Origin of the sequence: Vibrio algicola, from assembly GCF_009601765.2 — a bacterium.
GTDB classification, from domain to species: Bacteria; Pseudomonadota; Gammaproteobacteria; order Enterobacterales; family Vibrionaceae; genus Vibrio; species Vibrio algicola.
Window position 1 is genome coordinate 49637 of sequence record NZ_CP045699.1, and the last position, 25371, is coordinate 75007.

Sequence of the window (25371 nt, forward strand, 5' to 3'; positions counted from 1 at the left end):
ATTTGATCAATTTTAATAGGCCGAAAAGACGCTGATCCGTCCTTTGTCGCTTGAGAAAAGGTCATCTATGGCCTTTGACACTTTTCTTTGTACTCAATTTTGAAAGATCATTAAATTTATGGAATTAGTATAATAGCTGAGCATTAAGTTTCTATCCCTGCAGTCCATTCTAAAAAGACAAACAAAAAGCCGTTGCGACCAATAATTCTGGCAGCAACGGCTTTTTAGTATTGGTTGGGAATTCTAGAATTACTTACGCTCTAAAAACACGCCTACTTCCATATGGTGAGTGAATGGAAACTGATCAAATAGCGCAAAGCGGGTGATGTTGTGGGTTTGAGATAGAATGTTTAAGTTATCTTTAAGCGTTTCTGGATTGCATGAGATATACATAATACGCTCATAACCTTGCACCATTTTGCATGTGCCTTCATCCATACCTGAGCGTGGTGGATCAACAAAGATGGTGTTGCAGTTGTAACTGGTTAAATCAATGCCGTTATCTTTTAAGCGACGAAATTCTCGTTTGCCTTCCATCGCATCGGTAAAATCTTCCGCTGACATGCGAATGATTTGGACATTATCAATGTTATTGGCTTTGATGTTGTATTGAGCTGAATCGACAGATGGCTTGGCCAGTTCTGTTGCCAGTACACGTTCAAAGTTTTGTGCCAGTGCCAGAGAAAAATTACCGTTTCCGCAGTACAGTTCAAGTAAATCACCTTGGCTGTCTTGGGTGCAATCAACCGCCCATTCCAACATCTTTTGCGCCACAATACCGTTTGGTTGGGTGAAACTATTCTCAACTTGTTGGTAGATATAAGGTTTGCCATTTACTTGCAGTTTTTCGATCACGTATTCGCGATCCATTACAATTTTCATCTTGCGTGCGCGGCCAATCAAATCAAGCTTAAACCCTTCATCATTCAGGCGTTGCTTTAATGCTTGTGCTTGTTGCTTCCATTTTTCATCTAATTGACGGTGATAGAGCAACGACACTAAGATCTCGCCACTTAAGGTCGATAAAAAATCCACTTGGAACAGTTTATGGCGCAAACTGTAATTCGGTTTCATCGCCTCTAATAGCAGTGGCATTAAATCGTTAATTAAACGACTGGCCGTTGGAAATTGATCGACACGGTATTTTTCACGCGTTTCTTGGTTGAACATGACGTAATACATGTCTTCACCTTCATGCCACACTCGAAACTCAGCGCGCATACGATAATGCTGCTCTGGAGATTCAAACACTTCAATATCTGGAGTCGTAAACTCACCAAACATCTCATCGAGACGCTGCAGTTTGCCTGTCAATTGTTGTGCATAGCGATCTGCGCTGCTGTTTACCGTTGCCATAAAGTGAGCCTTTTGTGGTGTGCTTTGAAAATGAAGTTACTTAGGTATCGAACCGGAAGCGCAGATTTTATCTATCGCAGCATAGATGTCCAGTATTGAATGAAAATCATGGTTTACTTGAATGTATGAGGCACAAATCATTCGTTACTATCAATAATAGTGTAGACAAGCCGATAGTGGCGCATTAGGATCGACCTTGCTGGTGACCTCATCATTTTTTTAAAAGAATTTTGAGGCTGAAAAGGGAATTTGGTGTAAATCCAGAACTGACGCGCAGCGGTGAGAAGAACGAAACTTTCAAGGTTAAGGAATAACCAAAACACTGTTTAACTTGTAATAAGTGAATGGGAAGTGAAAGGAGTAGGCGATAGTAATATCATGCTTTAAGTCCGAAGACCTGCCAGCAACGGAGCAAGTGCTCGCAATGTTTCTCGCGTTTTAGGACTAACAATATAATGAAAAAAACACTTTTAGCGGCGTCTATTATGACGTTGTGCACCCCTCTATCTTTTTCATATGCTGCTGAGGCAGTTTCATCGACATCTTCGGATGCAACTCAAGCCAGTAATGATGTCGCGGCACCAATGTCGGATCCCCATACTGATGTGATGTTAGTGACGGCGACCAAGCGCACCGATTTAGTTACCAATTTGGTCGCGCCAGTTATTGAAATCACCAAAGCGGATATTGAAAAAAGCCAAGCCAATACCATGCAAGAAGTCCTGCGCCAATTACCCGGTATTCAATTTAGTTCTAATGGTGGTTATAACCAACCGAGCCGAATTTATGTGCGCGGTAGCAGTAATGTGGTGGTGTTATTTAATGGTATGCGTTTAGGCAGTGCAACTTTAGGCTTTAGCGATATTAGCCAATTGCCATTAGCCGGCGTCGAAAAAATAGAATATATCCGAGGTGCAAGGGCGGCAGTTTATGGTGCTGACGCTAGCGCTGGGGTGATCAATATCATTACACGAGGTGAGGAACAAAGTAGTAAAGGGAAGGTTGAGGCCACCGGTGGATCAAATGGCTATCAAAGCTATACCGCCAACGCTGCCATTGTGCCAACGGATGATTCTTGGTTGAACTTGACGACTCAATATCAACGTGCTGATGGTTATGATGTGGCAACATTTGGCGATTCAGATCGAGATGGTTTTGAAAATACCAATGTCATTGCGGATATGGGCACACAACTTAACGATAATTGGTTAATTCGATTAAGTGGTTATTACCACCAAGGTCGTAGTGAGTACGATTATGATCCTGCTTGGGGGGTGAGTTGGGACCGTAATAAAACCAATAACTATAATGTGGCGGGACAGGTAATTTATGTAGGAAGCAAGCTGACTTCCAATCTGTCTTATGCCAATAGCCAAGATCAATCAGAGAGCCAACATAATTTACCGTCAAGCACCATTGTCACTAAACGAAATCAAGTATCATGGCGTAATAATTTTCAGTTTAACCATTATGACAGCGTTGGTTTTGGCGCTGAGTATATTAATGATGATGTGGGTGATTCTGATTTATATAATAGTTATGGTGGGAACTATCAGCGCTACGAAGTGAAATCACGTGATAATAAAGCGGGTTACTTAACGCTGAGTCATAATGGAGAAGTGTTGCAAACCGAAGGCAGTGTTCGTTTTGATGATAATGAACAATTTGGTGATAAAACCACTTGGCAGCTAGGTGCTGGCTGGAGATTTGTGGATCCATTACGTTTAACCGCTAATGTCGGTACTGGATTTAAAGCGCCTACTTTTAATGACCTTTATTATCCAGGCTACGCTAATCCGGATTTGAAACCTGAAGAATCAACCAATTATGAAGTCGCGCTAGAAGGTGATCACAGCTGGATAAATTGGCGCTTAGCGGGTTTTTATAATGATGTTGATAATCGAATTTCTTGTCAGTCGGCCTACTCAACTTGCATTAACGACAGTTTAACGATTACGGGCGTTGAATGGACCGGACAATTTGAAACGGGACTACTAAGCCATAATGTTTCTCTGGAATACTTAAAGCCAGAAGATAAAGCGACAGGGGAAGATGCTATACGGATTGCACGTCAAAACCTTAAGTGGCAGGTAGGGTATCAAGCCGAAGTTTGGCAAGTCAATATGAGCTATGTGTATCAAGGTGATCGTAAAGATAATGGTGGGACTGAGCTGGATGCTTATAGCTTGGTCGATCTCGCGGCAAGTTATGACATTACCGAGCAATGGAAGTTATCCGCTCGGATTGATAATTTACTGGATAGTGATTATGAAACTGCAGCCAATTATATCTCTCCCGAACGCAGTTATTATGGTTCGATTGCTTATCAGTTTTAATCAGCAAACATTAGCGAAGTATTATTCATAAAATTAAAGCGCTTTCGGGCGCTTTTGTTTCCTCTATTCGTTTGCGTACCATATACTTTACTCGCATTACAACGTCGATTGATATGGGACGTACAGCATTATCAGTTTAAAAAAGAGGAATAAGTGTGGCCAATATTTTAGTTTTTGATTCAGGTGTCGGTGGCTTATCTGTATATCAAGAAATCCAGACTTTACTGCCTCAGCATAACTATATTTATTTATTTGATAATAAAGCTTACCCATACGGAGAGTTGGAACCTCAACGCTTAATTGAGAGAGTCAGCCGATTTATGCGATCAATGGTCGAAAAACATGCGATAGATTTAGTTGTTATTGCATGCAACACCGCCAGCACCATTGTACTGCCTCGCTTACGCCAAGAATTAAAGATCCCTGTCGTTGGTGTCGTTCCTGCGATTAAACCCGCGGCGGCTATATCCCAAAAAGCAATTGGATTAATTGCCACGCCTGCCACGGTTGTACGTAGTTATACTCATAACCTCATCAAAGAATTTGCCCCTAACTCAAAAGTGGAACTGCTTGGTTCAACTCGTCTTGTTACGATGGCGGAAGAAAAATTGAGAGGAACGGCTGTTAATCTAGTTGAATTGCAGCAGATCCTTACCCCACTGCTTAATCAAATTGATACTGCTGTCTTGGGTTGTACCCATTTCCCTCTATTAAGAGAAGAAATGCAGTTGGTATTGGGAAAAGGGGTGACATTGATTGATTCTGGTAAGGCAATTGCTGAAAGGGTCAAAAGATTGTTAGATGCCAATATGGTTGATAGCAGTTCGCGGTTATCTCCATACGCTATATACAGCAGCGCCACACCTTGGGAAGGTGTGGCGCTGAATATAGGTTTAGCTAAGTTTGGGTTTAGTCCTGTTCGGACATTCCCCCTTCCGGATGCTTAGGATCATTAGCAACGCGAACTTTTAAAGTACGCTGCATGTAATCTTTTTCATTTAGATTGCTGATAATGTTGTCGGTATCAGCTTCTGCTACTACGACAAAACCAAAGCCGCGACGCTTACCGGTTCTTTTGTCTTTCATTAGACGAACCGCAAGTACATCACCATATTCTGAAAAAATCTGACGAACGTTCGATTCATTGGCTTTATATGGAAGGTTGCCCACATAAAGAGTTTGAGTCGAAGTTGCCTCTTTATCCAAAGTATCTGAAGAGCTAGCTTGTGCTGAAGGTGATGCAGAAGTAGAAAGAATAAGAGTGGTTGCAACAACACCAACTAGAAAACTAACAACAGGTGAAACATTAATAGAGAAAAATAACACGGCACCGACTACTGCAAGCGCCATAACCATAATAATTGATTTTTTTGAGTTCATATTTGAATACTACATATTGATAAAAGAAAGAGTGAATGCGTCTGTATAAAAGACAGACACAATTATTTTACGTTTAATAGCTAATTATTGCCAATTTAATGCTGTGACACCGCTCAAATGTTTAAATTATAATCAAAAAAAAACATATCGCTGGTAAAGTAACCGCTTGAACAATAAATTGAAAAAAGCCCTTGCCAATGTGACGGTGATCTCTATAATGCGACCTCACTGACACGGTGCACACAGCCTAACGGCCGCAACGAGTCAGAGGTCATAACCTTCTCAAAAAGGTTAGCGAAAAAAGATTGAAGAAAGTGTTTGACACGCCCAATCAAATCGTTAAAATGGCCGCCCTGTTCAACGAGGCGCAAGTCACACGAACAGTTGCTCTTTAACAATTTAAACCTATCAATCTGTGTGGGCACTCGTTGATGATAATCAATAAAGCTCGTCTTTTTTTAATGAAGAGGCGAAGCAAAAATGATTTCAATGAACTGAGTGACCAAATTGAACAATTTATTGTTCGGCACAGTCAATTCATTACCATTCTGTTGGAATGGTAATAGCTTTAAAATTACACTTTATCTTCGGATAAAGATTAGTTTTGAAGTCAGTATTCGTTGAGTCACTCCCTTTTAATTAAGGGAATCAAAATCTTAAATTGAAGAGTTTGATCATGGCTCAGATTGAACGCTGGCGGCAGGCCTAACACATGCAAGTCGAGCGGTAACAGAGATAGCTTGCTATCTGCTGACGAGCGGCGGACGGGTGAGTAATGCATAGGAAGTTGCCCTGATGTGGGGGATACCAGTTGGAAACGACTGTTAATACCGCATAATCTTTTCGGAGCAAAGCGGGGGACCTTCGGGCCTCGCGCGTTAGGATACGCCTATGTGGGATTAGCTAGTTGGTGAGGTAATGGCTCACCAAGGCGACGATCCCTAGCTGGTCTGAGAGGATGATCAGCCACACTGGGACTGAGACACGGCCCAGACTCCTACGGGAGGCAGCAGTGGGGAATATTGCACAATGGGCGAAAGCCTGATGCAGCCATGCCGCGTGTATGAAGAAGGCCTTCGGGTTGTAAAGTACTTTCAGTTGTGAGGAAGGTTGCGTAGTTAATAGCTGCGTAGCTTGACGTTAGCAACAGAAGAAGCACCGGCTAACTCCGTGCCAGCAGCCGCGGTAATACGGAGGGTGCGAGCGTTAATCGGAATTACTGGGCGTAAAGCGCATGCAGGTGGTTTGTTAAGTCAGATGTGAAAGCCCGGGGCTCAACCTCGGAGGTCATTTGAAACTGGCAAACTAGAGTACTGTAGAGGGGGGTAGAATTTCAGGTGTAGCGGTGAAATGCGTAGAGATCTGAAGGAATACCAGTGGCGAAGGCGGCCCCCTGGACAGATACTGACACTCAGATGCGAAAGCGTGGGGAGCAAACGGGATTAGATACCCCGGTAGTCCACGCCGTAAACGATGTCTACTTGGAGGTTGTGGCCTTGAGCCGTGGCTTTCGGAGCTAACGCGTTAAGTAGACCGCCTGGGGAGTACGGTCGCAAGATTAAAACTCAAATGAATTGACGGGGGCCCGCACAAGCTGGAGCATGTGGTTTAATTCGATGCAACGCGAAGAACCTTACCTACTCTTGACATCTACAGAAGTCGGCGGAGACGCTGATGTGCCTTCGGGAACTGTAAGACAGGTGCTGCATGGCTGTCGTCAGCTCGTGTTGTGAAATGTTGGGTTAAGTCCCGCAACGAGCGCAACCCTTATCCTTGTTTGCCAGCGAGTAATGTCGGGAACTCCAGGGAGACTGCCGGTGATAAACCGGAGGAAGGTGGGGACGACGTCAAGTCATCATGGCCCTTACGAGTAGGGCTACACACGTGCTACAATGGCGCATACAGAGGGCAGCAAGCTAGCGATAGTGAGCGAATCCCAAAAAGTGCGTCGTAGTCCGGATTGGAGTCTGCAACTCGACTCCATGAAGTCGGAATCGCTAGTAATCGTGGATCAGAATGCCACGGTGAATACGTTCCCGGGCCTTGTACACACCGCCCGTCACACCATGGGAGTGGGCTGCAAAAGAAGTAGGTAGTTTAACCTTTCGGGGAGGACGCTTACCACTTTGTGGTTCATGACTGGGGTGAAGTCGTAACAAGGTAGCCCTAGGGGAACCTGGGGCTGGATCACCTCCTTACGAAAAGATTATTTTTGATGAGTACCCACACAGATTGATTAGGTTTAAATAGAAGTTAAGGGGCTATAGCTCAGCTGGGAGAGCGCTTCGCTGGCAGCGAAGAGGTCTGCGGTTCGATCCCGCATAGCTCCACCATCTTTAAGTATTCTCCTTGAGAGTATTTAAAAATGGTTACATCGAAAGATATAACTTGCTCTTTAACAATTTGGAAAGCTGACTGAATAAATAACCAAGGTTATTTGTTCAAAATAAAAGTTCTCAAATCTTATTACTTGCTTGCAAGTGATGAGTAACAACACACATTCAAGTGTCTTGTATTCTACAAACCATTTATGGTTTGTTCTATTGAGTCCGGCAAATCGTTTATTCAAGATTACCCTCTTGAATAAACAAAAAACTAAACCTTATTTAGTTGAACATACATAAGACCCTTTTGGGTTGTATGGTTAAGTGAATAAGCGTACACGGTGGATGCCTAGGCAGTCAGAGGCGATGAAGGACGTATTAACTTGCGATAAGCGTAGATAAGGCAGTAAAAGCCACTTGAGTCTACGATTTCCGAATGGGGAAACCCACGTGCATAAGCACGTATTATTAACTGAATACATAGGTTAATAAGGCGAACCCGGGGAACTGAAACATCTAAGTACCCGGAGGAAGAGAAATCAACCGAGATTCCGAAAGTAGCGGCGAGCGAAATTGGATTAGCCCTTAAGCTTTATATGATGCAGGTGAAGGCTCTGGAAAGTGCCGCGATACAGGGTGATAGCCCCGTAACCGACACATCATACTAAGTGAAAACGAGTAAGGCGGGACACGTGATATCCTGTTTGAATATGGGGGGACCATCCTCCAAGGCTAAATACTCCTGACTGACCGATAGTGAACCAGTACCGTGAGGGAAAGGCGAAAAGAACCCCTGTGAGGGGAGTGAAATAGAACCTGAAACCGTGTACGTACAAGCAGTAGGAGCACCTTCGTGGTGTGACTGCGTACCTTTTGTATAATGGGTCAGCGACTTAATTTTAGTAGCAAGGTTAACCGTTTAGGGGAGCCGTAGGGAAACCGAGTCTTAACTGGGCGAATAGTTGCTAGGATTAGACCCGAAACCAGGTGATCTAGCCATGGGCAGGTTGAAGATTGAGTAACATCAATTGGAGGACCGAACCGACTAATGTTGAAAAATTAGCGGATGACTTGTGGCTAGGGGTGAAAGGCCAATCAAACCTGGAGATAGCTGGTTCTCCCCGAAAGCTATTTAGGTAGCGCCTCGGACGAATACTACTGGGGGTAGAGCACTGTTAAGGCTAGGGGGTCATCCCGACTTACCAACCCTTTGCAAACTCCGAATACCAGTAAGTAATATCCGGGAGACACACGGCGGGTGCTAACGTCCGTCGTGGAGAGGGAAACAACCCAGACCGCCAGCTAAGGTCCCAAAGTATAGCTAAGTGGGAAACGATGTGGGAAGGCTCAGACAGCCAGGATGTTGGCTTAGAAGCAGCCATCATTTAAAGAAAGCGTAATAGCTCACTGGTCGAGTCGGCCTGCGCGGAAGATGTAACGGGGCTAAGCTATACACCGAAGCTGCGGCAGCATAATTTATTATGCTGGGTAGGGGAGCGTTCTGTAAGCCGTTGAAGGTGAACTGAGAAGTTTGCTGGAGGTATCAGAAGTGCGAATGCTGACATGAGTAACGATAAAGGGAGTGAAAAACTCCCTCGCCGGAAGACCAAGGGTTCCTGTCCAACGTTAATCGGGGCAGGGTAAGTCGACCCCTAAGGCGAGGCTGAAAAGCGTAGTCGATGGGAAACGGGTTAATATTCCCGTACTTCTTATAAATGCGATGGGGGGACGGAGAAGGCTAGGTGGGCCTGGCGATGGTTGTCCAGGTTCAAGTGCGTAGGCTAATTTCTTAGGTAAATCCGGGAAATTGTTAGGCTGAGACACGATGTCGAGTCACTACGGTGATGAAGTCATTGATGCCATACTTCCAGGAAAAGCCTCTAAGCTTCAGTTTATAAGAAATCGTACCCCAAACCGACACAGGTGGTCGGGTAGAGAATACCAAGGCGCTTGAGAGAACTCGGGTGAAGGAACTAGGCAAAATGGTACCGTAACTTCGGGAGAAGGTACGCTCCTGTTGGTGATGAGACTTGCTCTCTAAGCTGACGGGAGTCGCAGATACCAGGTGGCTGCAACTGTTTATTAAAAACACAGCACTGTGCAAAATCGTAAGATGACGTATACGGTGTGACGCCTGCCCGGTGCCGGAAGGTTAATTGATGGGGTTAGACTTCGGTCGAAGCTCTTGATCGAAGCCCCGGTAAACGGCGGCCGTAACTATAACGGTCCTAAGGTAGCGAAATTCCTTGTCGGGTAAGTTCCGACCTGCACGAATGGCGTAATGATGGCCACGCTGTCTCCACCCGAGACTCAGTGAAATTGAAATCGCTGTGAAGATGCAGTGTACCCGCGGCTAGACGGAAAGACCCCGTGAACCTTTACTACAGCTTGGCACTGAACATTGAACCTACATGTGTAGGATAGGTGGGAGACTTTGAAGCATTGTCGCTAGATGATGTGGAGTCGTCCTTGAAATACCACCCTTGTAGTTTTGATGTTCTAACATAGGTCCCTAATCGGGATTGTGGACAGTGCCTGGTGGGTAGTTTGACTGGGGCGGTCTCCTCCCAAAGAGTAACGGAGGAGCACGAAGGTGGGCTAAACACGGTTGGACATCGTGTGGTTAGTGCAATGGCATAAGCCCGCTTGACTGCGAGAATGACAATTCGAGCAGGTGCGAAAGCAGGTCATAGTGATCCGGTGGTTCTGAATGGAAGGGCCATCGCTCAACGGATAAAAGGTACTCCGGGGATAACAGGCTGATACCGCCCAAGAGTTCATATCGACGGCGGTGTTTGGCACCTCGATGTCGGCTCATCACATCCTGGGGCTGAAGTCGGTCCCAAGGGTATGGCTGTTCGCCATTTAAAGTGGTACGCGAGCTGGGTTTAGAACGTCGTGAGACAGTTCGGTCCCTATCTGCCGTGGGCGTTGGAAGATTGAAGGGGGCTGCTCCTAGTACGAGAGGACCGGAGTGGACGAACCACTGGTGTTCGGGTTGTCATGCCAATGGCATTGCCCGGTAGCTAAGTTCGGAATCGATAAGTGCTGAAAGCATCTAAGCACGAAGCGAGCCCTGAGATGAGTCTTCCCTGGCGCTTTAAGCGTCCTAAAGGGTTGTTCGAGACTAGAACGTTGATAGGCAGGGTGTGTAAGTGCTGCGAGGCATTGAGCTAACCTGTACTAATTGCCCGTGAGGCTTAACCATACAACACCTAAAGGGTTTTGTTGTTGGATTTAATAGAAGATACGAATAGATACTTGAATTTGTGTGAGAACGAATTAGCAAAGCAGCTTTCCGAATTAGTTAAGACGAAATCGTCTTAACAAAGAATATTGCTTGGCGACCATAGCATTGTGGACCCACCTGATTCCATGCCGAACTCAGAAGTGAAACGCAATAGCGCCGATGGTAGTGTGGGGTTTCCCCATGTGAGAGTAGGACATCGCCAGGCTTTGATTTAGTATACTGAATAGACACTGCGGAGTGGTAGTTCAGTTGGTTAGAATACCGGCCTGTCACGCCGGGGGTCGCGGGTTCGAGTCCCGTCCACTCCGCCACTATTTATGAAAGCCCGATTCGAAAGAGTCGGGCTTTTTTGCGTCTGAATAAAATAGAACTTAAGGGTAATGGCACTGCGAAACGGTAGTTCAGTTGGTTAGCGATCATTAAAAACTGCGGCCTGTCACGTCGGAGGGCGCGCAAGATTGGTGATATTAGGGAGTCCCGTCCACTCCGCTACTATTTATGAAAGCCCGATTCGAAAGAGTCGGGCTTTTTTACGTCTGAACAAAGTTAAAATATAGAGCATGTAAAGGCAATGACTTTGAGGTGACATACAGTGGCCGTACCGTATTAAAATAGGTCTTTTTTCACCTGTATGACCCACATCAAGTGTCTAGAGTTGAATTATTGGTGATTGACGTATAAAATGTTTTTGTGACTCACGTCACGGGTGATGGAGTTCCACCTTAACCGCTCAATGTCTTTTTCTGAGATGATGACTCCTGCTAGGTGGGATAGATCTATCGGCAGGTTTCCAACGCTTTTCAATATCTATCCTATACTATTAATCATTTATTTTAGGTAGATATATGTCTCATCCCCTTAAACCAAATCCCAAGTTATTTATCCAAATCTTACGTTGGATAATTATTATTGTTCCTGTTGCTAGTGTAATAGGCGCATTAAATGCTTTCTTTTTGTGGCTACTGTCTGAAGCAACAGCAACCCGTGAAGCCAATACTTGGCTGTTATATCTTTTGCCTTTTGCTGGCTTACTGATTGTTTATCTATACCGAGAGCTTGGTAAAAATTCAGATGGTGGTAATAACCTCATCATGGATGAAATACACCAACCAGGTGCAGGGATCCCAACTAGAATGGGTCCTTTAGTACTTATCACAACGGTTATTACCCATCTATTTGGTGGCTCAGCAGGACGTGAAGGTACTGCGGTTCAGATTGGTGGCGCTGCTTCTCAATGTTTTGCAAAATGGTTTAAGTTATCACCATCAGACACTCGTCTACTGCTAATTTCAGGTATTGCGGCTGGTTTTGGCGCGATATTTGGCACGCCATTGACGGGGGCTATTTTTGCCTTAGAAGTGCTAGCAATTGGCCGCTTGAAGTATGATGCAATTATTCCGGCATTATTTGCTGCTATTATTGCCGATACTGTTTGTACTGCACTGGGTACGCACCATACTCATTACCGGATTGATTTTTTAGAGTCTTTTAAAATGCTCGATCATGTTGTAAAGGTTGATCCACTTTTGCTTTTAAAAATCATTGTGGCTGGGGTTGGTTTTGGCCTCGCCGGATACTTATTTGGTGAGTTGACCCATTCATTAAAAGACTTTTTTAAATTAACGCTTAAAAATCCATACCTGATTGTCTTTATTGGTGGTGTTTTAGTTATTTTAATCACTAAGTTGATTGGTAATTACGATTACACTGGTTTAGGGGTTTATAGCAGCCGTGAAGGCGGGGTCAGTATTGTTTCAGCCTTCCACCAAGGTGGTGCAGAGTGGTATAGCTGGATACTTAAATTAGTATTGACCGCATTAACGCTATCGGTTGGGTTTAAAGGTGGTGAAGTGACCCCTTTATTCTTTATTGGTGCGACATTAGGTAATTCTTTAGCTTGGGTTTTAGGGGCGCCACCTGAATTATTTGCCGCACTGGGTTTCATCGCTGTGTTTGCAGCGGCAACCAATACTCCGCTGGCATGTACTATCATGGGGGTTGAGCTATTTGGTTCTGAATACATACTCTATTTTGCTATTGCGTGTTATACCGCTTATTACTTCAGTGGGCATACTGGTATCTACTTATCTCAACGAGTCGCGGTGCCCAAATTGTTTGATCTAGAAGGTGAGGCTCCTTTTGATGGGAAAATTGGTCAATTAAGAGAGACTCACTCGAGTTTATTTGGATTATTAATTAACAAACTTAAAAAATAGTGCTTAACATCACACTTTTTGGTTTTGTTAGTTATTAAATCTAAAATAGCTTGCTGAATATTTAAGCACTAAATATACTCTTCTGACTTGTCGGAGTGCCATAAGGCTGAGACCGCGTTGCGGGATCCGTTGAACCTGATCAGGCTAATACCTGCGAAGGGAACGAGAGAAGAGTAATTTTCTTATATTACCCATCTATAAATGTAACTGTGAATCCACAGATCTGCATTCTTGTGCATCAAATCCGTCAAGCATTTACTCCTTCGGGAACTATAACTCTAAAAGTTAAAGGAAAATGCTATGTCGTCAAGTCGTAAACAAGCTCGTATGGAAGCTAAAAATTTCATTGAGTCACTTTCTGTACAACCATACCCAAACTCAGAAAAAACCTATATCCAAGGTAGCCGCACTGACATTCGCGTCCCTATGCGTCAAATATCACTAGCAGATAGTTTGGTTGGAGGGAGTAAAGAAAAACCATTATTGTCTCCTAATGAGCCCATTCAGGTCTACGATACTTCCGGTCTTTATACCGATCCAACTTACCAGATAGATCTCCATACTGGCTTGCCAAAGCTAAGAGAACAATGGATTACTGAGCGCGACGATACTGAAACGTTATCAGATGTCAGCTCCACGTTTGCCAAGCAAAGATTAGCCGATGACACCTTAGATAATCTTCGTTATGGCAACTTACCTAGAATTCGAAAAGCCAAACCAAACCAATGCGTCACTCAATTGCATTACGCGAGGAAAGGCATTATTACCCCTGAAATGGAGTTTATTGCCATTCGTGAAAATATGGGTCGTCAGAAATTTGGGGATGAACAGTTAAATCAGCAGCATCCTGGCAATAACTTTGGCGCTAATTTACCAAAGGAGATCACCCCTGAGTTCGTACGTCGAGAGGTGGCGGAAGGGCGTGCGATTATTCCATCTAATATTAATCACCCTGAATCAGAACCTATGATCATTGGGCGTAATTTCTTAATTAAGGTGAATGCCAATATAGGTAATTCTTCAGTTTCTTCATCAATCGAAGAAGAAGTAGAGAAGTTGGTGTGGTCAACACGTTGGGGCGGCGATACTGTAATGGACCTTTCGACGGGACGTAATATCCATGAAACGCGAGAGTGGATTTTACGTAACAGCCCAGTACCAATTGGAACGGTTCCGATGTACCAAGCATTAGAAAAAGTGAACGGTGTCGCTGAGGACCTTAATTGGGAAGTGATGCGAGACACCTTAATTGAGCAAGCTGAGCAGGGGGTGGATTACTTTACTATTCATGCTGGCCTGTTACTTCGTTATGTGCCGATGACGGCTAAGCGGGTGACTGGGATTGTTTCTCGTGGTGGCTCGATCATTGCAAAGTGGTGCTTAGCTCATCACCAAGAAAGCTTTCTTTATACTCATTTTCGTGAGATCTGTGAAATTTGTGCCAAATATGATGTAGCACTTTCACTGGGAGATGGCCTACGTCCAGGTTCAATCGCTGATGCCAATGATGAAGCGCAATTTTCTGAACTGCGTACATTAGGCGAGTTGACTAAAATCGCATGGCAATATGATGTCCAAGTGATGATTGAAGGTCCTGGGCATGTTCCTATGCACATGATCAAAGAGAATATGGATGAGCAGTTAAAGCATTGTCATGAAGCTCCATTTTATACTCTAGGGCCATTAACCACCGATATTGCACCAGGTTATGATCATATCACCTCTGGTATTGGTGCGGCGATGATCGGTTGGTTTGGTTGTGCGATGTTGTGTTATGTCACCCCAAAAGAGCACTTGGGTTTACCAAATAAAGAAGATGTAAAAACAGGGCTTATTACTTATAAACTTGCTGCTCATGCTGGCGATTTGGCCAAAGGTCACCCTGGCGCACAAATTCGAGATAATGCCTTATCGAAAGCACGCTTTGAATTTCGTTGGCATGACCAATTCAATCTTTCTCTTGATCCTGAAACTGCACTGGCTTTTCATGATGAAACGCTACCGCAAGAATCAGGTAAAGTCGCTCATTTTTGCTCGATGTGTGGCCCTAAATTTTGTTCAATGAAAATATCGCAAGAAGTGCGTGAGTATGCCAAAGACACCAAACAAGTAGCCGCCGATCAAGCGATTGATATTAAAATGCTCAATGATCCATTGGAAGGAATGAAACAAAAATCGGCCGAGTTTTTAGCGACAGGTTCAGAGTTATATCATCCTGCTAAATCGGATCTCGATGAAGAATCTGAGCTGGAGGTTTAATGGTACATATAAAGCTACCCTCACAACAACAAGCTCTGACTTCAATGATCACCAATTGTTTATCTGCTGCAAAGCAGGTAGGTTTTGCGATTGAAGATATAGCGATAAGTCCTGGTCATTGCGAATACATTGCTGTTATTGATCAGGATCAGGCGACATGTTATTCGGTTTTGCATGATGCGGTGCAAGATCCTTCGAGTATTAATAATGCAGACCGTTATCTATTGTATTTGAATGGGCAACCTCTACCAGAAATATTGAATGATAAAACGCTATATATTGATGCTTACTTTGAGGGTGAGTTACATGATGTATGGTTGAATGCAGAACAAGAGTATCGTGTATTACGCTCCTCACATGTTATAGCTCCTCTACATAGTGAGCGTCATCTTGCGTGGTTTTTTACGTGCTTAAGTCTCGAGTTCTCGCTTCAAGATGCATTGATGCTAGCCCGTGCTGCAATGACTGTACCGTTACCTCACAGCAGTATGAATAAATTACGCGAACCAGATTCGAGTGTTTCACGTGAAACATGGCCAACAGAACGCTTTTTATTCCCGACACCATTAATAATGGTTAATGAGCGAAGTGCTAAATTTAATTGGAACTGTATTGAGAAGCAATGGTTTGATTATCAACCAATAGAGCGTGATAAATTTAACTTGTACCCAGTGGTGACTCATTACCGTCAAATCGAAAAATTGTTGATGCTAGGAGTTAAAACAGTTCAATTGCGAATAAAAAACCCGCTTCAGAAAGACCTAGAAGAGCAAATTAAACATGCGGTCGCATTGGGCGAAGAACATGATGCACAGGTGTTTATCAATGATTATTGGCAATTGGCCATAAAACATCAAGCTTATGGTGTACATCTAGGCCAAGAAGATCTGCAAGTGGCCGATTTGAAATTAATACAGCAAATGGGCTTACGTTTAGGACTCTCTACTCATGGATATTATGAGGTATTAAAAGCGGCACAATTTAACCCGAGTTATATTGCACTGGGGCATATATTTCCGACACCGACGAAACAAATGCCATCGAAGCCGCAAGGGGTCATTAAGCTTAAATTATATCAACAGATGATCAGCAGCTTAATGCCTCATGAACCGACGGTGGCGATTGGTGGTATTGACCTATCTAACGCAAAACAAGTTTGGCAATGTGGTGTGTCGAGTTTGGCAGTTGTACGTGCCATTACCGAAGCTCCTGATATACAATTAGCCATCAATCAATTTGCACAAATTATGCAGGAGGATCTGGCTGATGTTGCCGAACCTGCATAGTTAATAATTAAGCTTCAATCTAAGGCTATCTATGAATGATTTACAGTTTCATCGCTATCAACGTCAAATTATGGTTCCAGAAGTTGGGGAGTCGGGTCAGGAACTTTTATTGGCAAGTAAAGTTTTGATTGTTGGTTGTGGCGGTTTGGGTTCATCGGTAGCTTTATATCTTGCTTCGGCTGGTGTGGGTCAGTTGGTGGTGGCGGATGGTGATAGCGTTGAGTCTTCTAACTTACAACGCCAAGTGATTTATAGAGAATCCGATATTGGTGTTAATAAGGCCAAATCGACCGTTCATCAAATTAAACAACTTGATTCACAATCAAAAATCCGTGCAGTTGAATCATTCTTACAAGATGAAAGACTAAAACTTGAAGTGATGATGGCGGATGTGGTGTTGGATTGCAGTGATAACTTCCCAACTCGGCAAGCGGTAAATAAAGCCTGTGTTGAATCGGGCACACCTTTAATTTCCGGCTCGGCAATTGGGTGGGTTGGCCAATTGATGACGTTTGATTTTAGGCAAAGTAAACAGCCTTGTTATCACTGTGCGGTTCCTTACCAAGATAATAGCGCAGGGTTAAAATGTTCTGAAAATGGTGTGATCGGACCGGTTGTCGGCACTTTAGGTAACCTTCAGGCATTAGAAGCAATCAAACTGATAAGCAACAATACCAAGCTAAAGCCTAACGTTTTAAATTTATTTGATGGTCAAACGCTAGCTTGGCAAAAATTTAATATTAGCGTGGATCCTTCATGTCCAGTTTGCTGTCATTTATAAAGATGAAAGCCCTCTAACAGAGTTTAAGACTAGATAAACGGCAGATATGGAAGAGGAGGGACACGTTCAAATTTCTAGGATAGAAGATGAATATAATGGTCAATGAAGAAGTGGTGCTACTGGATGGTGTGACTTCTGTGAGTGGCTTACTCACACAATTAGAAATTGAAATAAACAATATAGCGATTACGGTAAATCACACCATCGTCCCACATTCTTGCTGGGACGAATTTGAGATTAATAGTGGTGATCAAATTTCTCTTTTCCAAGCAATAGCAGGGGGCTGAGTGAATGATATCTTCCACAATTGTGAAACCTAATACTTCATCAGATAGTCTAGTTATCGCCGATAAGATTTTTTCTTCTCGCCTTTTTACCGGAACGGGAAAGTTCGCCAATCAATCAATAATGGCCAATGCATTGGAAGTTTCAGGAACGCAACTTTGTACAATGGCATTAAAACGGGTCAATATACATAACCAAGATGATGATATTTTAAAGCCATTAATCAATGCAAAAATTAATTTATTACCCAATACCTCGGGCGCCAAAGGGGCGAAAGAGGCGATTTTAGCGGCTGAATTAGCGCGAGAAGCTTTGGCGACTAACTGGCTTAAATTAGAGATACATCCCGATCCTAAATACTTAATGCCTGATCCAATAGAAACCCTAAAAGCCGCAGAAGAATTAGTAAAGCGCGGTTTTGTCGTCCTACCTTACTGTCATGCCGATCCAGTTCTGTGTCGTCATTTAGAGCAAGTTGGATGTGCCGCAATCATGCCATTAGGTTCGCCGATAGGGTCCAATAAAGGACTAGCATCGAAAGATTTTCTCGAAATTATTATCGATCAAGCAAACATTCCGGTGATTGTCGATGCGGGAATTGGCGCGCCATCTCACGCAGCTCAAGCAATGGAATTGGGTGCAGATGCGGTACTGGTTAACACTGCGATTGCCTCTGCCAACGATCCGAACTTGATGGCAGAAGCATTTAAACTTTCAGTACAAGCGGGCAGAATCGCTTATCTTGCGGGATTAGCTGCGAGTAGTCATCAGGCGGTTGCATCAAGTCCATTAACCTCTTTTTTATCTTAGGAGTGGGTGATGAGCTTTATTGAACATTTTAAAAAATTAGATTGGGATAATATTAAGCTGTCGATATACAGCAAGACTGCGGAAGATGTAGAGCGAGCGCTAGGCAAAAATAAGCTTGATCTGGAAGATTTTAAAGCGTTAATCTCGCCGGCGGCCGAAAGCTATATCGAACAAATGGCGCAGCAATCTTATGCTCTCACTCGGCAGCGATTTGGTCATACCATGGGTTTTTACATCCCACTTTATCTATCGAACTTATGCGCCAATTCGTGTAGTTACTGTGGTTTTTCTATGGATAATCGCATCAAACGCAAAACATTAAATTTGAGTGAGATCAGCAGTGAAATCCGTGCGATCAAAGCGATGAAGTTCGATAGTGTTTTATTGGTAACCGGAGAGCATGAAACTAAGGTTGGAATGAAATACTTTCGCCAAACGCTACCCTTAATCAAGCAGTCATTCAACTATCTAGCCATGGAAGTCCAGCCGCTTGAACAGCATCAATACGCCGAATTGAAAACCTTAGGTTTAGATGCGGTGATGGTATACCAAGAAACCTATCATCCTTCTACTTATGCTCAGCATCATTTACGCGGCAATAAACAAGATTTTTATTATCGATTAGACACCCCTGATCGGCTGGCAAAAGCAGGCATCGATAAAATAGGCATTGGGGCTTTGATTGGCTTAGAAGAATGGAGAACAGATTGTTTTTTCACTGCGACCCATTTGCAGTATCTTGAAAAACAGTACTGGCAATCACGTTACTCCATTTCTTTTCCAAGATTAAGACCGTGCGAAGGTGGTGTTCAACCTAAATCAGTCATGACAGATAAACAACTGGTACAGCTGATTTGTGCTTACCGCTTGTTTAACCCTCAAGTTGAATTGTCATTATCGACACGTGAATCGCCACAGTTTAGAGATAATGTTTTAGCGTTAGGGGTTACCAGTATTTCTGCAGCCTCCAAAACACAACCTGGGGGTTACGCTAATGCCGATGTTGAGTTGGAGCAATTCGCCATCAGTGATGAGCGTTCAGCGCAACAAGTAGAAGCGGCGGTAAAGTCGCGAGGATTTGAAGCTGTATGGACTGACTGGCATTCGGCTTACTCTGGTTAGTTTGAATGTTTCACGTGAAACAATAAGGCCTAACATTAGCGATAATGTTAGGCCTTTTTCATTATTGTTTTAATAGTTACTATTTTCGATGATATTAATCGGCGTAACGTAATGGTTGGGTTGCGTGTTGCAGCCAGATTTTAACCTCACTATTCACGAGTGGGCTTAAATCATCCCACACTTTCTGATGATAATCATTGAGCCAAGTGAGTTCTGGACGATTGAGCATATCAACATTGATCGCTCGCACATCAATAGGACAACGGGTTAGAGAGTGCAATCCAAGCAGTTCCAGATCACCATTGGTTTCAACTGGATTAATTAACTCTAGGTTCTCGATCCGAATACCAAATTCATCGGTACGGTAATAACCGGGTTCATTTGAAACTACCATGCCCGCTTGCAGCGCCACACCATTATACGCAGGTGAAATACGCTGAGGGCCTTCATGCACACTTAAGAAGTGACCGACACCATGACCGGTACCGTGATCATAGTTATAGCCTTTTGCCCATAAAAATTGGCGGGCCAAAACATCCAGTTGACTACCTGTTGTGCCTTTGGGAAAGCGAGCACTGGCTAAAGCAATGTGACCTTTCAGCACTAAAGTATATTGTTGCTTCATAAATTCTGAAGGTGTTCCAATCGCAATAGTGCGAGTAATATCTGTGGTGCCATCTTGATATTGGCCACCAGAATCAACTAAGTACAAACTGTTTAAACTTAGCTTCCCAAACTCAGATTGATCGGCGTGATTGTAATGACACATTGCTGCATTGCTGCCTGCCGCTGAAATAGTATCGAAACTTAAATCGGCCAGAGTCGGATCTTGTTCGCGACATTGTTGTAGTTTGGTCGCTAACTGATCTTCATCATGCAGTCGACCACTCGCAACTTCTTTATCTAACCAACATAAAAAAGAAGACATCGCCACGCCATCTCGGACATGACAATTGATCATCCCTTGTGCTTCAACGTTATTTTTACAAGCTTTAGGTAATAGACATGGATCCGCGGCAGGATGAATGATGGCCTTGTGCTTATTCAATATCAGTGAGTACCACGCATTAGAAGTACTTGGATCGACTAATACTTTTTTAGTCGCCAATGAGGCTAATACTGTTTCAAGTTGCAGAGGAGAGTGAACACGTACATTGGCTCCAACATGTTGGGCGAAATTGTCTGGTACACGAGAGGGATCAATAAAGAAATCAACGCTACCATTTTGATGAATGATCGCTTGGCTTAATAGTACCGGCAGGCGAGAAACGTCTAAGCCACGAATATTAAGTAACCAGCACACCGAGTCTAATTGCGTCAATAAAGCTGCATCAAGGTTATCATTCACTAGAATATCAGCAATTTGTTGACGCTTGTCTGCACTTGATTGTCCTACCAGTTCAAGATCCATTAAACGCATTGATGATTCAATAGGATCGGGACGATCTTGCCAGATAACATCAATCGGATTGTGATCTAAGCTGATCAGCTGCAGTTGTTGTGATAACTGAACTTCGGCTTTCTCAAACCAAACCGCAGAGTGCATTTTTGGATCGATAGCAAGGCGTGCACCTTGTTTAAGATTTTGACTTGCCCATTGCAGAGGTGGTTGTTGAATTAGATGATGATAAGAGAAAATATCACTTGGTGCTTGTTTAGTGACTTGAATGGTATATCGACCATCGACAAAAATAGCCGCCTGATCTTGAGTGATGATTGCGGCACCGGCTGATCCGACAAAGCCCGAGATATAAGCAAGCCTTTCATTATGCAGTGGAATATATTCGCCCAAGTATTCATCTTCGTGAGGAATGATAACTGCATCGAGGTTGTTGTTGGTTAACCATTGGCGTAAAGCTTCAATGCGATCTGAAATGTTAAGTGACATGTTTTATCCTTAATATAATGTGCAACTTCTAATTCATCTATTTATTTTTATGTTTCAAATATAACCTGATTAATCTTAACATTATCTCCTTATTGTTAAAGCTAAGCTTGTAGCAGATCGAGTACTGGACATAATAAGAAGGTATATTTCTACGTAGGGAATCTTAATCATTCATCACCAATATAATTGATAATTTAATTTGCCAAAAACAATATGAAGCGTATATTTGACAACTCAAAAAATAAAAACCACCGATACGGAAACTTGAATCGCTTATGTCTATTACCACTTATGAAATGGCTCGAATCTTAGAGCAATTAGAAGAAAGCCCAGAAAAAGTCATGTATGGAAAGTTACTAGCTGAACTCGGCAATCAAAGTGAAGAGCGCATTCGCAGCGCCGCTAAGCAGCTGCCATTAGAAACATTACGAGACATCATCTATCAATTTCAAACAGTCCTTGAATCGCGTAAAGATGAAAATATTCAATTGATCGCCCAAGATATGAAAGACAAAGGCTTTTCGATTGAAGAGTTAGAAAAATTTCTCGCTAAGAAATAAACTTATTTTACCCTGAGCGAGTCGTCGATGTTGAACGATGTCGCTTGAATTTTATTTGCTGGATCATTAACCCAATCAAAATAAACACCAAGCCAATTATCGTCGATGGGTAAATTGTCTCGCCTATAATTTGAGATAGTAATATTAATGAAATAAATGGTGATAGAAATATAAAATTACTGATCCGAGCGGTATTCTGAGTGAGCTTTAATGCGCTCAACCACAGCACAAACGTGATCCCCATTTCAAATAATCCAACATAAGAAACCGCCAACCATCCTTGCCAATTGATGTGAGACCATGCATGCCCCTCATGCCAAGCGGCAAATAATGAAAAAGGCAGGGAGATCAAAAAGCCAAGTAGCACCACGATGATAGGGTCGGATTTATTTTTAGTATTTAAGATCCAATAAGATGCCCATAACAAAGTCGATAATAACGCCAGTATTACCCCTAGTGGACTCTCAAAGTGCAAGCCTAATAAGTCACCTTTGGTGGCAATGATTAACACCCCAAAGTAACCTAAACCACAAGCGACCCAATCTTGACGGCGAATTTTTTGACCTAAAAATATCGCCGCCATTAAGGTTAAAGTGATCGCCCAACTGTAGTTTAAAGGCTGAGCCTGTGAGGCGGGTAGTAGTTCATAGGCTTTAAATAAAATCAAATAATAGCCAAAGGGATTAATTAATCCTAATAGAAGGAAGAATTTAGGATTGGCTTTAAAAATTGGAACGATTTGGTTTAACTTGCCTTGATAGCCACAAATCAGTAATAAGGTGAAGGCGGAAACGATACTGGCAACCAATAGCATTTGAATTGGACTAAATTGTGCCAAAGTTAGTTTGAAAGCGGTGGCAACGGTTGACCATAGTAATACCGCGCTTAACCCAAGCACCACGGCAGTGCGTTCATTGTTTGTAGAAGGCATAATTATTTCCATTTTAACTGCTAAATCCCTACCTATCCGTCTTACTTGATCCGTTGCTTTGTTGTCTGTACAGCAACTTCATTGCGCCCAAGAATAGACTGGACATTTATACAGTATATAATATGATTTATACTTAGTCATAGCCATCAACAATGTTATCTATTTATTGATAACGTTGTTGACGAGAGAGTCACCACGATTGCTACATTACATGTCATAAGGATTTATATGCCCCCGTTCACTAATGAAAGCGATTTGCTTTACCTTTGCTTAATAGGTATCACGATTCTGTCTATTTTGCTAATCGCATGGCTCCGATACGATCACAAAAATAAACTCACTCAAGCACAGCAAAATCACAATGGCGAAATCAATTTACTGCAACAAAGCATTCAACAGCTTCAACATCTTAATGGTGAGCATCAAAAAGAGTTGGAGCAATTAGATGTCGCGCGCGATAAGTCTGAGTTTGAGGCGCGTCAGGCGCATGGTCAATTAATGGCGGCCAATGAACGACTTGATCATTATCAGGTTTTACAACAAGAGATGCAGCAGAGCAAGCAATATATTGAGCAATTGCAATCTCAACTTAGTGACTATAAAGCGGCCAACCGAGAGCTCGAAGTGCGTCACTATGAATCGCAAAAAGCAGCGCAAGAGAAACTTCAGATATTAGAAAAAGCCGAACAAAGGCTTAAAGTTGAATTTGAAAGCCTAGCTAATCAATTGTTTGAAAGCAAAGTAAAAAGTGTCGATGAACAAAACAAATTAAGCTTAGAGGGCTTACTGTCGCCACTAAAAGAGCAGTTAACTGGATTCAAGCAACAAGTAGATACTAGCTTTAATCAAGAAGCTAAAGAACGTCACACCTTAGTGCATGAAATTCGTCACTTACAAAAACTGAATCAACAAATGGCGCAAGATGCGGTTAACTTAACCCAAGCGCTAAAAGGCGATAATAAACAGCAAGGTAATTGGGGCGAAGTGGTTCTCGCTAAAGTACTAAAAGACTCCGGTTTGCGAGAAGGGCATGAATACCTTACTCAAGTCAGTTTGAATCATGAAAGCGGTAAGCGTTATCAGCCAGATGTCATTGTTAACTTACCGGAAAACAAGCAAGTAGTGATTGATTCCAAAATGACTTTAGTCGCTTTTGAGCGTTATTTTAATGGCGAAACCGATACCGAGAAATCCAAAGCCATTAATGCCCATCTTCTTGCCATGCGCAGTCATATTAAATTACTCAGTCAAAAAGATTACCATCAACTGCAAGGGATCACATCGCTCGATTATGTGTTGATGTTTATCCCGATTGAGCCGGCGTTTCAGTTAGCAATGGAAGCGGATCCAAGTTTGGTTCGTGATGCGATGGAGCAGAATATTATTTTAGTGAGTCCAACCACATTGTTAGTCGCGTTACGTACCATCAGTAATTTGTGGCGTAATGAACGACAAAATCAGAATGCAAAATTAATTGCAGAACGCGCCAGTAAACTCTACGACAAAATGCGCTTATTTGTTGACGACATGCAAGCGGTTGGTAGTGCGTTGAGTCGTGCAGAATCGAGTTATCAAGGCGCAATGAACAAATTATCGTTAGGAAAGGGCAATCTTATTCGCCAAGCTGAAGGTTTTAGAAGTTTAGGGGTAGAAGTGAAAAAAGAGATTGCGCCTAATTTAGCAGAAATTGCGCAAAATGACTTTCACAATGACAGACAAGTGCTAGAGGATAAAGTAAACTAACCGCTTCTTTATTGGCCCAGATTCGAGCTGAAATTAACTAATCGACATAATCACGATGGATAAGCAAGTGCAATCAGATAATTTAACGACTCAAGATGATACGACTCACTTTGGCTTCACGACTGTGGCAAAAGACAAAAAAGTAGAGAAAGTCGCGGAAGTGTTTCACTCTGTAGCGGCAAAGTACGACATTATGAATGATTTAATGTCGGTTGGTATTCACCGTTTATGGAAGCGCTTTACTATTGATTGCAGTGGTGTTCGCCCTGGGCATAAAGTTCTCGATTTGGCCGGTGGAACGGGTGATTTGACGGCTAAGTTCTCTCGTATTGTCGGCGATACCGGGCATGTTATTTTAGCTGATATCAATAACTCTATGCTCAATGTGGGGCGTGATAAATTACGCGACCTTGGAGTAGTGGGTAACGTGCATTATGTACAAGCTAATGCTGAAGAACTGCCATTTCCAGATGATCATTTTGATTGTATTACTATCGCTTTCGGCTTACGTAATGTAACCGATAAAGATAAAGCTCTGCGCTCAATGTTCCGAGTATTAAAACCTGGTGGTCGTTTGTTGGTGTTGGAGTTTTCAAAGCCCCAAATGCAGGCATTGTCGAAAGTGTATGATGCTTATTCTTTCCATCTGTTACCGAAGATAGGTCAAGTGATTGCCAATGATGCCGATAGCTATCGTTACTTAGCTGAGTCTATCCGCATGCACCCAGATCAAGACACATTGAAAGGTATGATGGATGAGGCCGGTTTTGAGCAAACCAGCTATTTCAATCTAACTGGTGGTATTGTTGCGCTGCACCGTGGTTATAAATTTTAAGGGGTAATT

The 25371-nt window shown here is 42.9% G+C and carries 16 protein-coding genes, 2 tRNA genes, 3 rRNA genes and 3 riboswitches; of the genes, 17 read left to right on the forward strand and 4 right to left on the reverse strand.

Translation table 11 applies throughout. The features are described 5' to 3' along the window. Window positions 1-249: 249 nt before the first annotated feature. The gene (trmA, locus tag GFB47_RS00235; RefSeq protein WP_153445579.1) at window positions 250-1356 is read right to left on the reverse strand and encodes a tRNA (uridine(54)-C5)-methyltransferase TrmA; all 1107 of its coding nucleotides are present in this window, start codon (window positions 1354-1356) and stop codon (window positions 250-252) included. Window positions 1357-1539: 183 nt separating this feature from the next. Beyond that, window positions 1540-1775, forward strand: a riboswitch (cobalamin riboswitch). A 36-nt stretch (window positions 1776-1811) separates the two neighbouring features. Here trmA and GFB47_RS00240 point away from each other — a divergent pair. Together GFB47_RS00240 and murI are read left to right on the forward strand one after the other, a co-directional pair. Beyond that, on the forward strand, window positions 1812-3692 hold the full coding sequence (locus tag GFB47_RS00240) for a TonB-dependent receptor domain-containing protein (RefSeq protein ID WP_153445581.1): 1881 nt from the start codon (window positions 1812-1814) through the stop codon (window positions 3690-3692). 155 nt (window positions 3693-3847) lie between these two features. Continuing rightward, the gene (gene murI, locus GFB47_RS00245) at window positions 3848-4639 is read left to right on the forward strand and encodes a glutamate racemase (protein ID WP_153445583.1); all 792 of its coding nucleotides are present in this window, start codon (window positions 3848-3850) and stop codon (window positions 4637-4639) included. Here murI and GFB47_RS00250 read toward each other — a convergent pair. Next, window positions 4602-5072 carry an RNA recognition motif domain-containing protein gene (locus GFB47_RS00250; RefSeq protein WP_153445585.1) on the reverse strand — a complete coding sequence of 157 codons (471 nt, stop codon included), beginning with the start codon at window positions 5070-5072 and terminating at the stop codon, window positions 4602-4604. The two genes, murI and GFB47_RS00250, sit on opposite strands and share 38 nt — an antisense overlap. 658 nt (window positions 5073-5730) lie before the next feature. On the opposite strand from GFB47_RS00250, the gene GFB47_RS00255 reads away from it, so the two are divergent. The 12 genes from GFB47_RS00255 (at window position 5731) to thiH (ending at window position 19405) form a co-directional block, all read left to right on the forward strand. After that, a 16S ribosomal RNA gene (locus GFB47_RS00255) occupies window positions 5731-7270 on the forward strand. Window positions 7271-7329: 59 nt separating this feature from the next. After that, window positions 7330-7405 (forward strand) — tRNA-Ala (locus tag GFB47_RS00260). A gap of 309 nt (window positions 7406-7714) precedes the next feature. Further along, a 23S ribosomal RNA gene (locus GFB47_RS00265) occupies window positions 7715-10604 on the forward strand. Between the two features lie 131 nt (window positions 10605-10735). Further along, window positions 10736-10851: ribosomal RNA gene (gene rrf, locus GFB47_RS00270) — 5S ribosomal RNA — on the forward strand. Together the 16S, 23S and 5S rRNA genes with 2 tRNA genes alongside form the textbook arrangement of a ribosomal RNA operon. Window positions 10852-10880: 29 nt before the next feature. After that, window positions 10881-10957 (forward strand) — tRNA-Asp (locus GFB47_RS00275). A 385-nt stretch (window positions 10958-11342) separates the two neighbouring features. Beyond that, a riboswitch (Fluoride riboswitch) is annotated at window positions 11343-11414 on the forward strand. Window positions 11415-11491: 77 nt separating this feature from the next. Beyond that, a complete protein-coding gene (locus GFB47_RS00280) occupies window positions 11492-12862 on the forward strand; it encodes a voltage-gated chloride channel family protein (RefSeq protein ID WP_153445586.1) in 1371 nt (456 codons plus the stop codon). An 81-nt stretch (window positions 12863-12943) separates the two neighbouring features. Further along, window positions 12944-13041, forward strand: a riboswitch (TPP riboswitch). Window positions 13042-13162: 121 nt separating this feature from the next. Beyond that, on the forward strand, window positions 13163-15121 hold the full coding sequence (thiC, locus tag GFB47_RS00285; protein WP_153445588.1) for a phosphomethylpyrimidine synthase ThiC: 1959 nt from the start codon (window positions 13163-13165) through the stop codon (window positions 15119-15121). Next, complete coding sequence (gene thiE / locus GFB47_RS00290) at window positions 15121-16407, forward strand: thiamine phosphate synthase (RefSeq protein WP_153445590.1); 1287 nt, start codon at window positions 15121-15123, stop codon at window positions 16405-16407. The genes thiC and thiE overlap by 1 nt, the downstream gene beginning before the upstream one ends. Window positions 16408-16438: 31 nt before the next feature. Further along, window positions 16439-17188, forward strand: coding sequence for a HesA/MoeB/ThiF family protein (locus tag GFB47_RS00295; RefSeq protein ID WP_153445592.1), 750 nt, complete (start codon window positions 16439-16441; stop codon window positions 17186-17188). An 86-nt stretch (window positions 17189-17274) separates the two neighbouring features. Next, window positions 17275-17475, forward strand: coding sequence for a sulfur carrier protein ThiS (gene thiS, locus GFB47_RS00300; RefSeq protein ID WP_153445593.1), 201 nt, complete (start codon window positions 17275-17277; stop codon window positions 17473-17475). A gap of 4 nt (window positions 17476-17479) precedes the next feature. Beyond that, window positions 17480-18283 carry a thiazole synthase gene (locus GFB47_RS00305; protein ID WP_153445595.1) on the forward strand — a complete coding sequence of 268 codons (804 nt, stop codon included), beginning with the start codon at window positions 17480-17482 and terminating at the stop codon, window positions 18281-18283. A 9-nt stretch (window positions 18284-18292) separates the two neighbouring features. After that, on the forward strand, window positions 18293-19405 hold the full coding sequence (gene thiH / locus GFB47_RS00310) for a 2-iminoacetate synthase ThiH (protein WP_153445597.1): 1113 nt from the start codon (window positions 18293-18295) through the stop codon (window positions 19403-19405). A 94-nt stretch (window positions 19406-19499) separates the two neighbouring features. Here thiH and GFB47_RS00315 read toward each other — a convergent pair whose 3' ends face one another. Then, window positions 19500-21293, reverse strand: a complete 1794-nt coding sequence (locus tag GFB47_RS00315) for an aminopeptidase P family protein (RefSeq protein ID WP_153445598.1) — start codon at window positions 21291-21293, stop codon at window positions 19500-19502. A gap of 275 nt (window positions 21294-21568) precedes the next feature. Here GFB47_RS00315 and tsrA point away from each other — a divergent pair, with 275 nt between their 5' ends. Next, the gene (tsrA, locus tag GFB47_RS00320; protein WP_153445600.1) at window positions 21569-21853 is read left to right on the forward strand and encodes an H-NS-like global regulator TsrA; all 285 of its coding nucleotides are present in this window, start codon (window positions 21569-21571) and stop codon (window positions 21851-21853) included. Window positions 21854-21860: 7 nt separating this feature from the next. Here the strand turns inward: tsrA and GFB47_RS00325 are convergent, their stop codons facing one another. Then, entirely contained in the window at window positions 21861-22784 is a 924-nt protein-coding gene (locus GFB47_RS00325; protein ID WP_153445602.1) for a DMT family transporter, read from the reverse strand. Between the two features lie 228 nt (window positions 22785-23012). Between GFB47_RS00325 and rmuC the strand changes: the two genes are divergently transcribed. Both rmuC and ubiE read left to right on the forward strand, forming a co-directional pair. Next, complete coding sequence (gene rmuC, locus GFB47_RS00330; protein WP_153445604.1) at window positions 23013-24527, forward strand: DNA recombination protein RmuC; 1515 nt, start codon at window positions 23013-23015, stop codon at window positions 24525-24527. Between the two features lie 55 nt (window positions 24528-24582). Next, complete coding sequence (gene ubiE, locus GFB47_RS00335) at window positions 24583-25362, forward strand: bifunctional demethylmenaquinone methyltransferase/2-methoxy-6-polyprenyl-1,4-benzoquinol methylase UbiE (RefSeq protein WP_153445606.1); 780 nt, start codon at window positions 24583-24585, stop codon at window positions 25360-25362. The last annotated feature ends 9 nt before the right edge of the window (window positions 25363-25371 follow it).

What these genes read in the sequence shown, in the direction of transcription:
- trmA (WP_153445579.1), bottom strand. Translation starts at nt 1,356, where the DNA reads ATGGCAACGGTAAACAGCAGCGCAGATCGCTATGCACAACAATTGACA.
- GFB47_RS00240 (WP_153445581.1), top strand. Translation starts at nt 1,812, where the DNA reads ATGAAAAAAACACTTTTAGCGGCGTCTATTATGACGTTGTGCACCCCT.
- GFB47_RS00250 (WP_153445585.1), bottom strand. Translation starts at nt 5,072, where the DNA reads ATGAACTCAAAAAAATCAATTATTATGGTTATGGCGCTTGCAGTAGTC.
- GFB47_RS00280 (WP_153445586.1), top strand. Translation starts at nt 11,492, where the DNA reads ATGTCTCATCCCCTTAAACCAAATCCCAAGTTATTTATCCAAATCTTA.
- thiC (WP_153445588.1), top strand. Translation starts at nt 13,163, where the DNA reads ATGTCGTCAAGTCGTAAACAAGCTCGTATGGAAGCTAAAAATTTCATT.
- thiE (WP_153445590.1), top strand. Translation starts at nt 15,121, where the DNA reads ATGGTACATATAAAGCTACCCTCACAACAACAAGCTCTGACTTCAATG.
- GFB47_RS00295 (WP_153445592.1), top strand. Translation starts at nt 16,439, where the DNA reads ATGAATGATTTACAGTTTCATCGCTATCAACGTCAAATTATGGTTCCA.
- thiS (WP_153445593.1), top strand. Translation starts at nt 17,275, where the DNA reads ATGAATATAATGGTCAATGAAGAAGTGGTGCTACTGGATGGTGTGACT.
- GFB47_RS00305 (WP_153445595.1), top strand. Translation starts at nt 17,480, where the DNA reads ATGATATCTTCCACAATTGTGAAACCTAATACTTCATCAGATAGTCTA.
- thiH (WP_153445597.1), top strand. Translation starts at nt 18,293, where the DNA reads ATGAGCTTTATTGAACATTTTAAAAAATTAGATTGGGATAATATTAAG.
- GFB47_RS00315 (WP_153445598.1), bottom strand. Translation starts at nt 21,293, where the DNA reads ATGTCACTTAACATTTCAGATCGCATTGAAGCTTTACGCCAATGGTTA.
- tsrA (WP_153445600.1), top strand. Translation starts at nt 21,569, where the DNA reads ATGTCTATTACCACTTATGAAATGGCTCGAATCTTAGAGCAATTAGAA.
- GFB47_RS00325 (WP_153445602.1), bottom strand. Translation starts at nt 22,784, where the DNA reads ATGCCTTCTACAAACAATGAACGCACTGCCGTGGTGCTTGGGTTAAGC.
- rmuC (WP_153445604.1), top strand. Translation starts at nt 23,013, where the DNA reads ATGCCCCCGTTCACTAATGAAAGCGATTTGCTTTACCTTTGCTTAATA.
- ubiE (WP_153445606.1), top strand. Translation starts at nt 24,583, where the DNA reads ATGGATAAGCAAGTGCAATCAGATAATTTAACGACTCAAGATGATACG.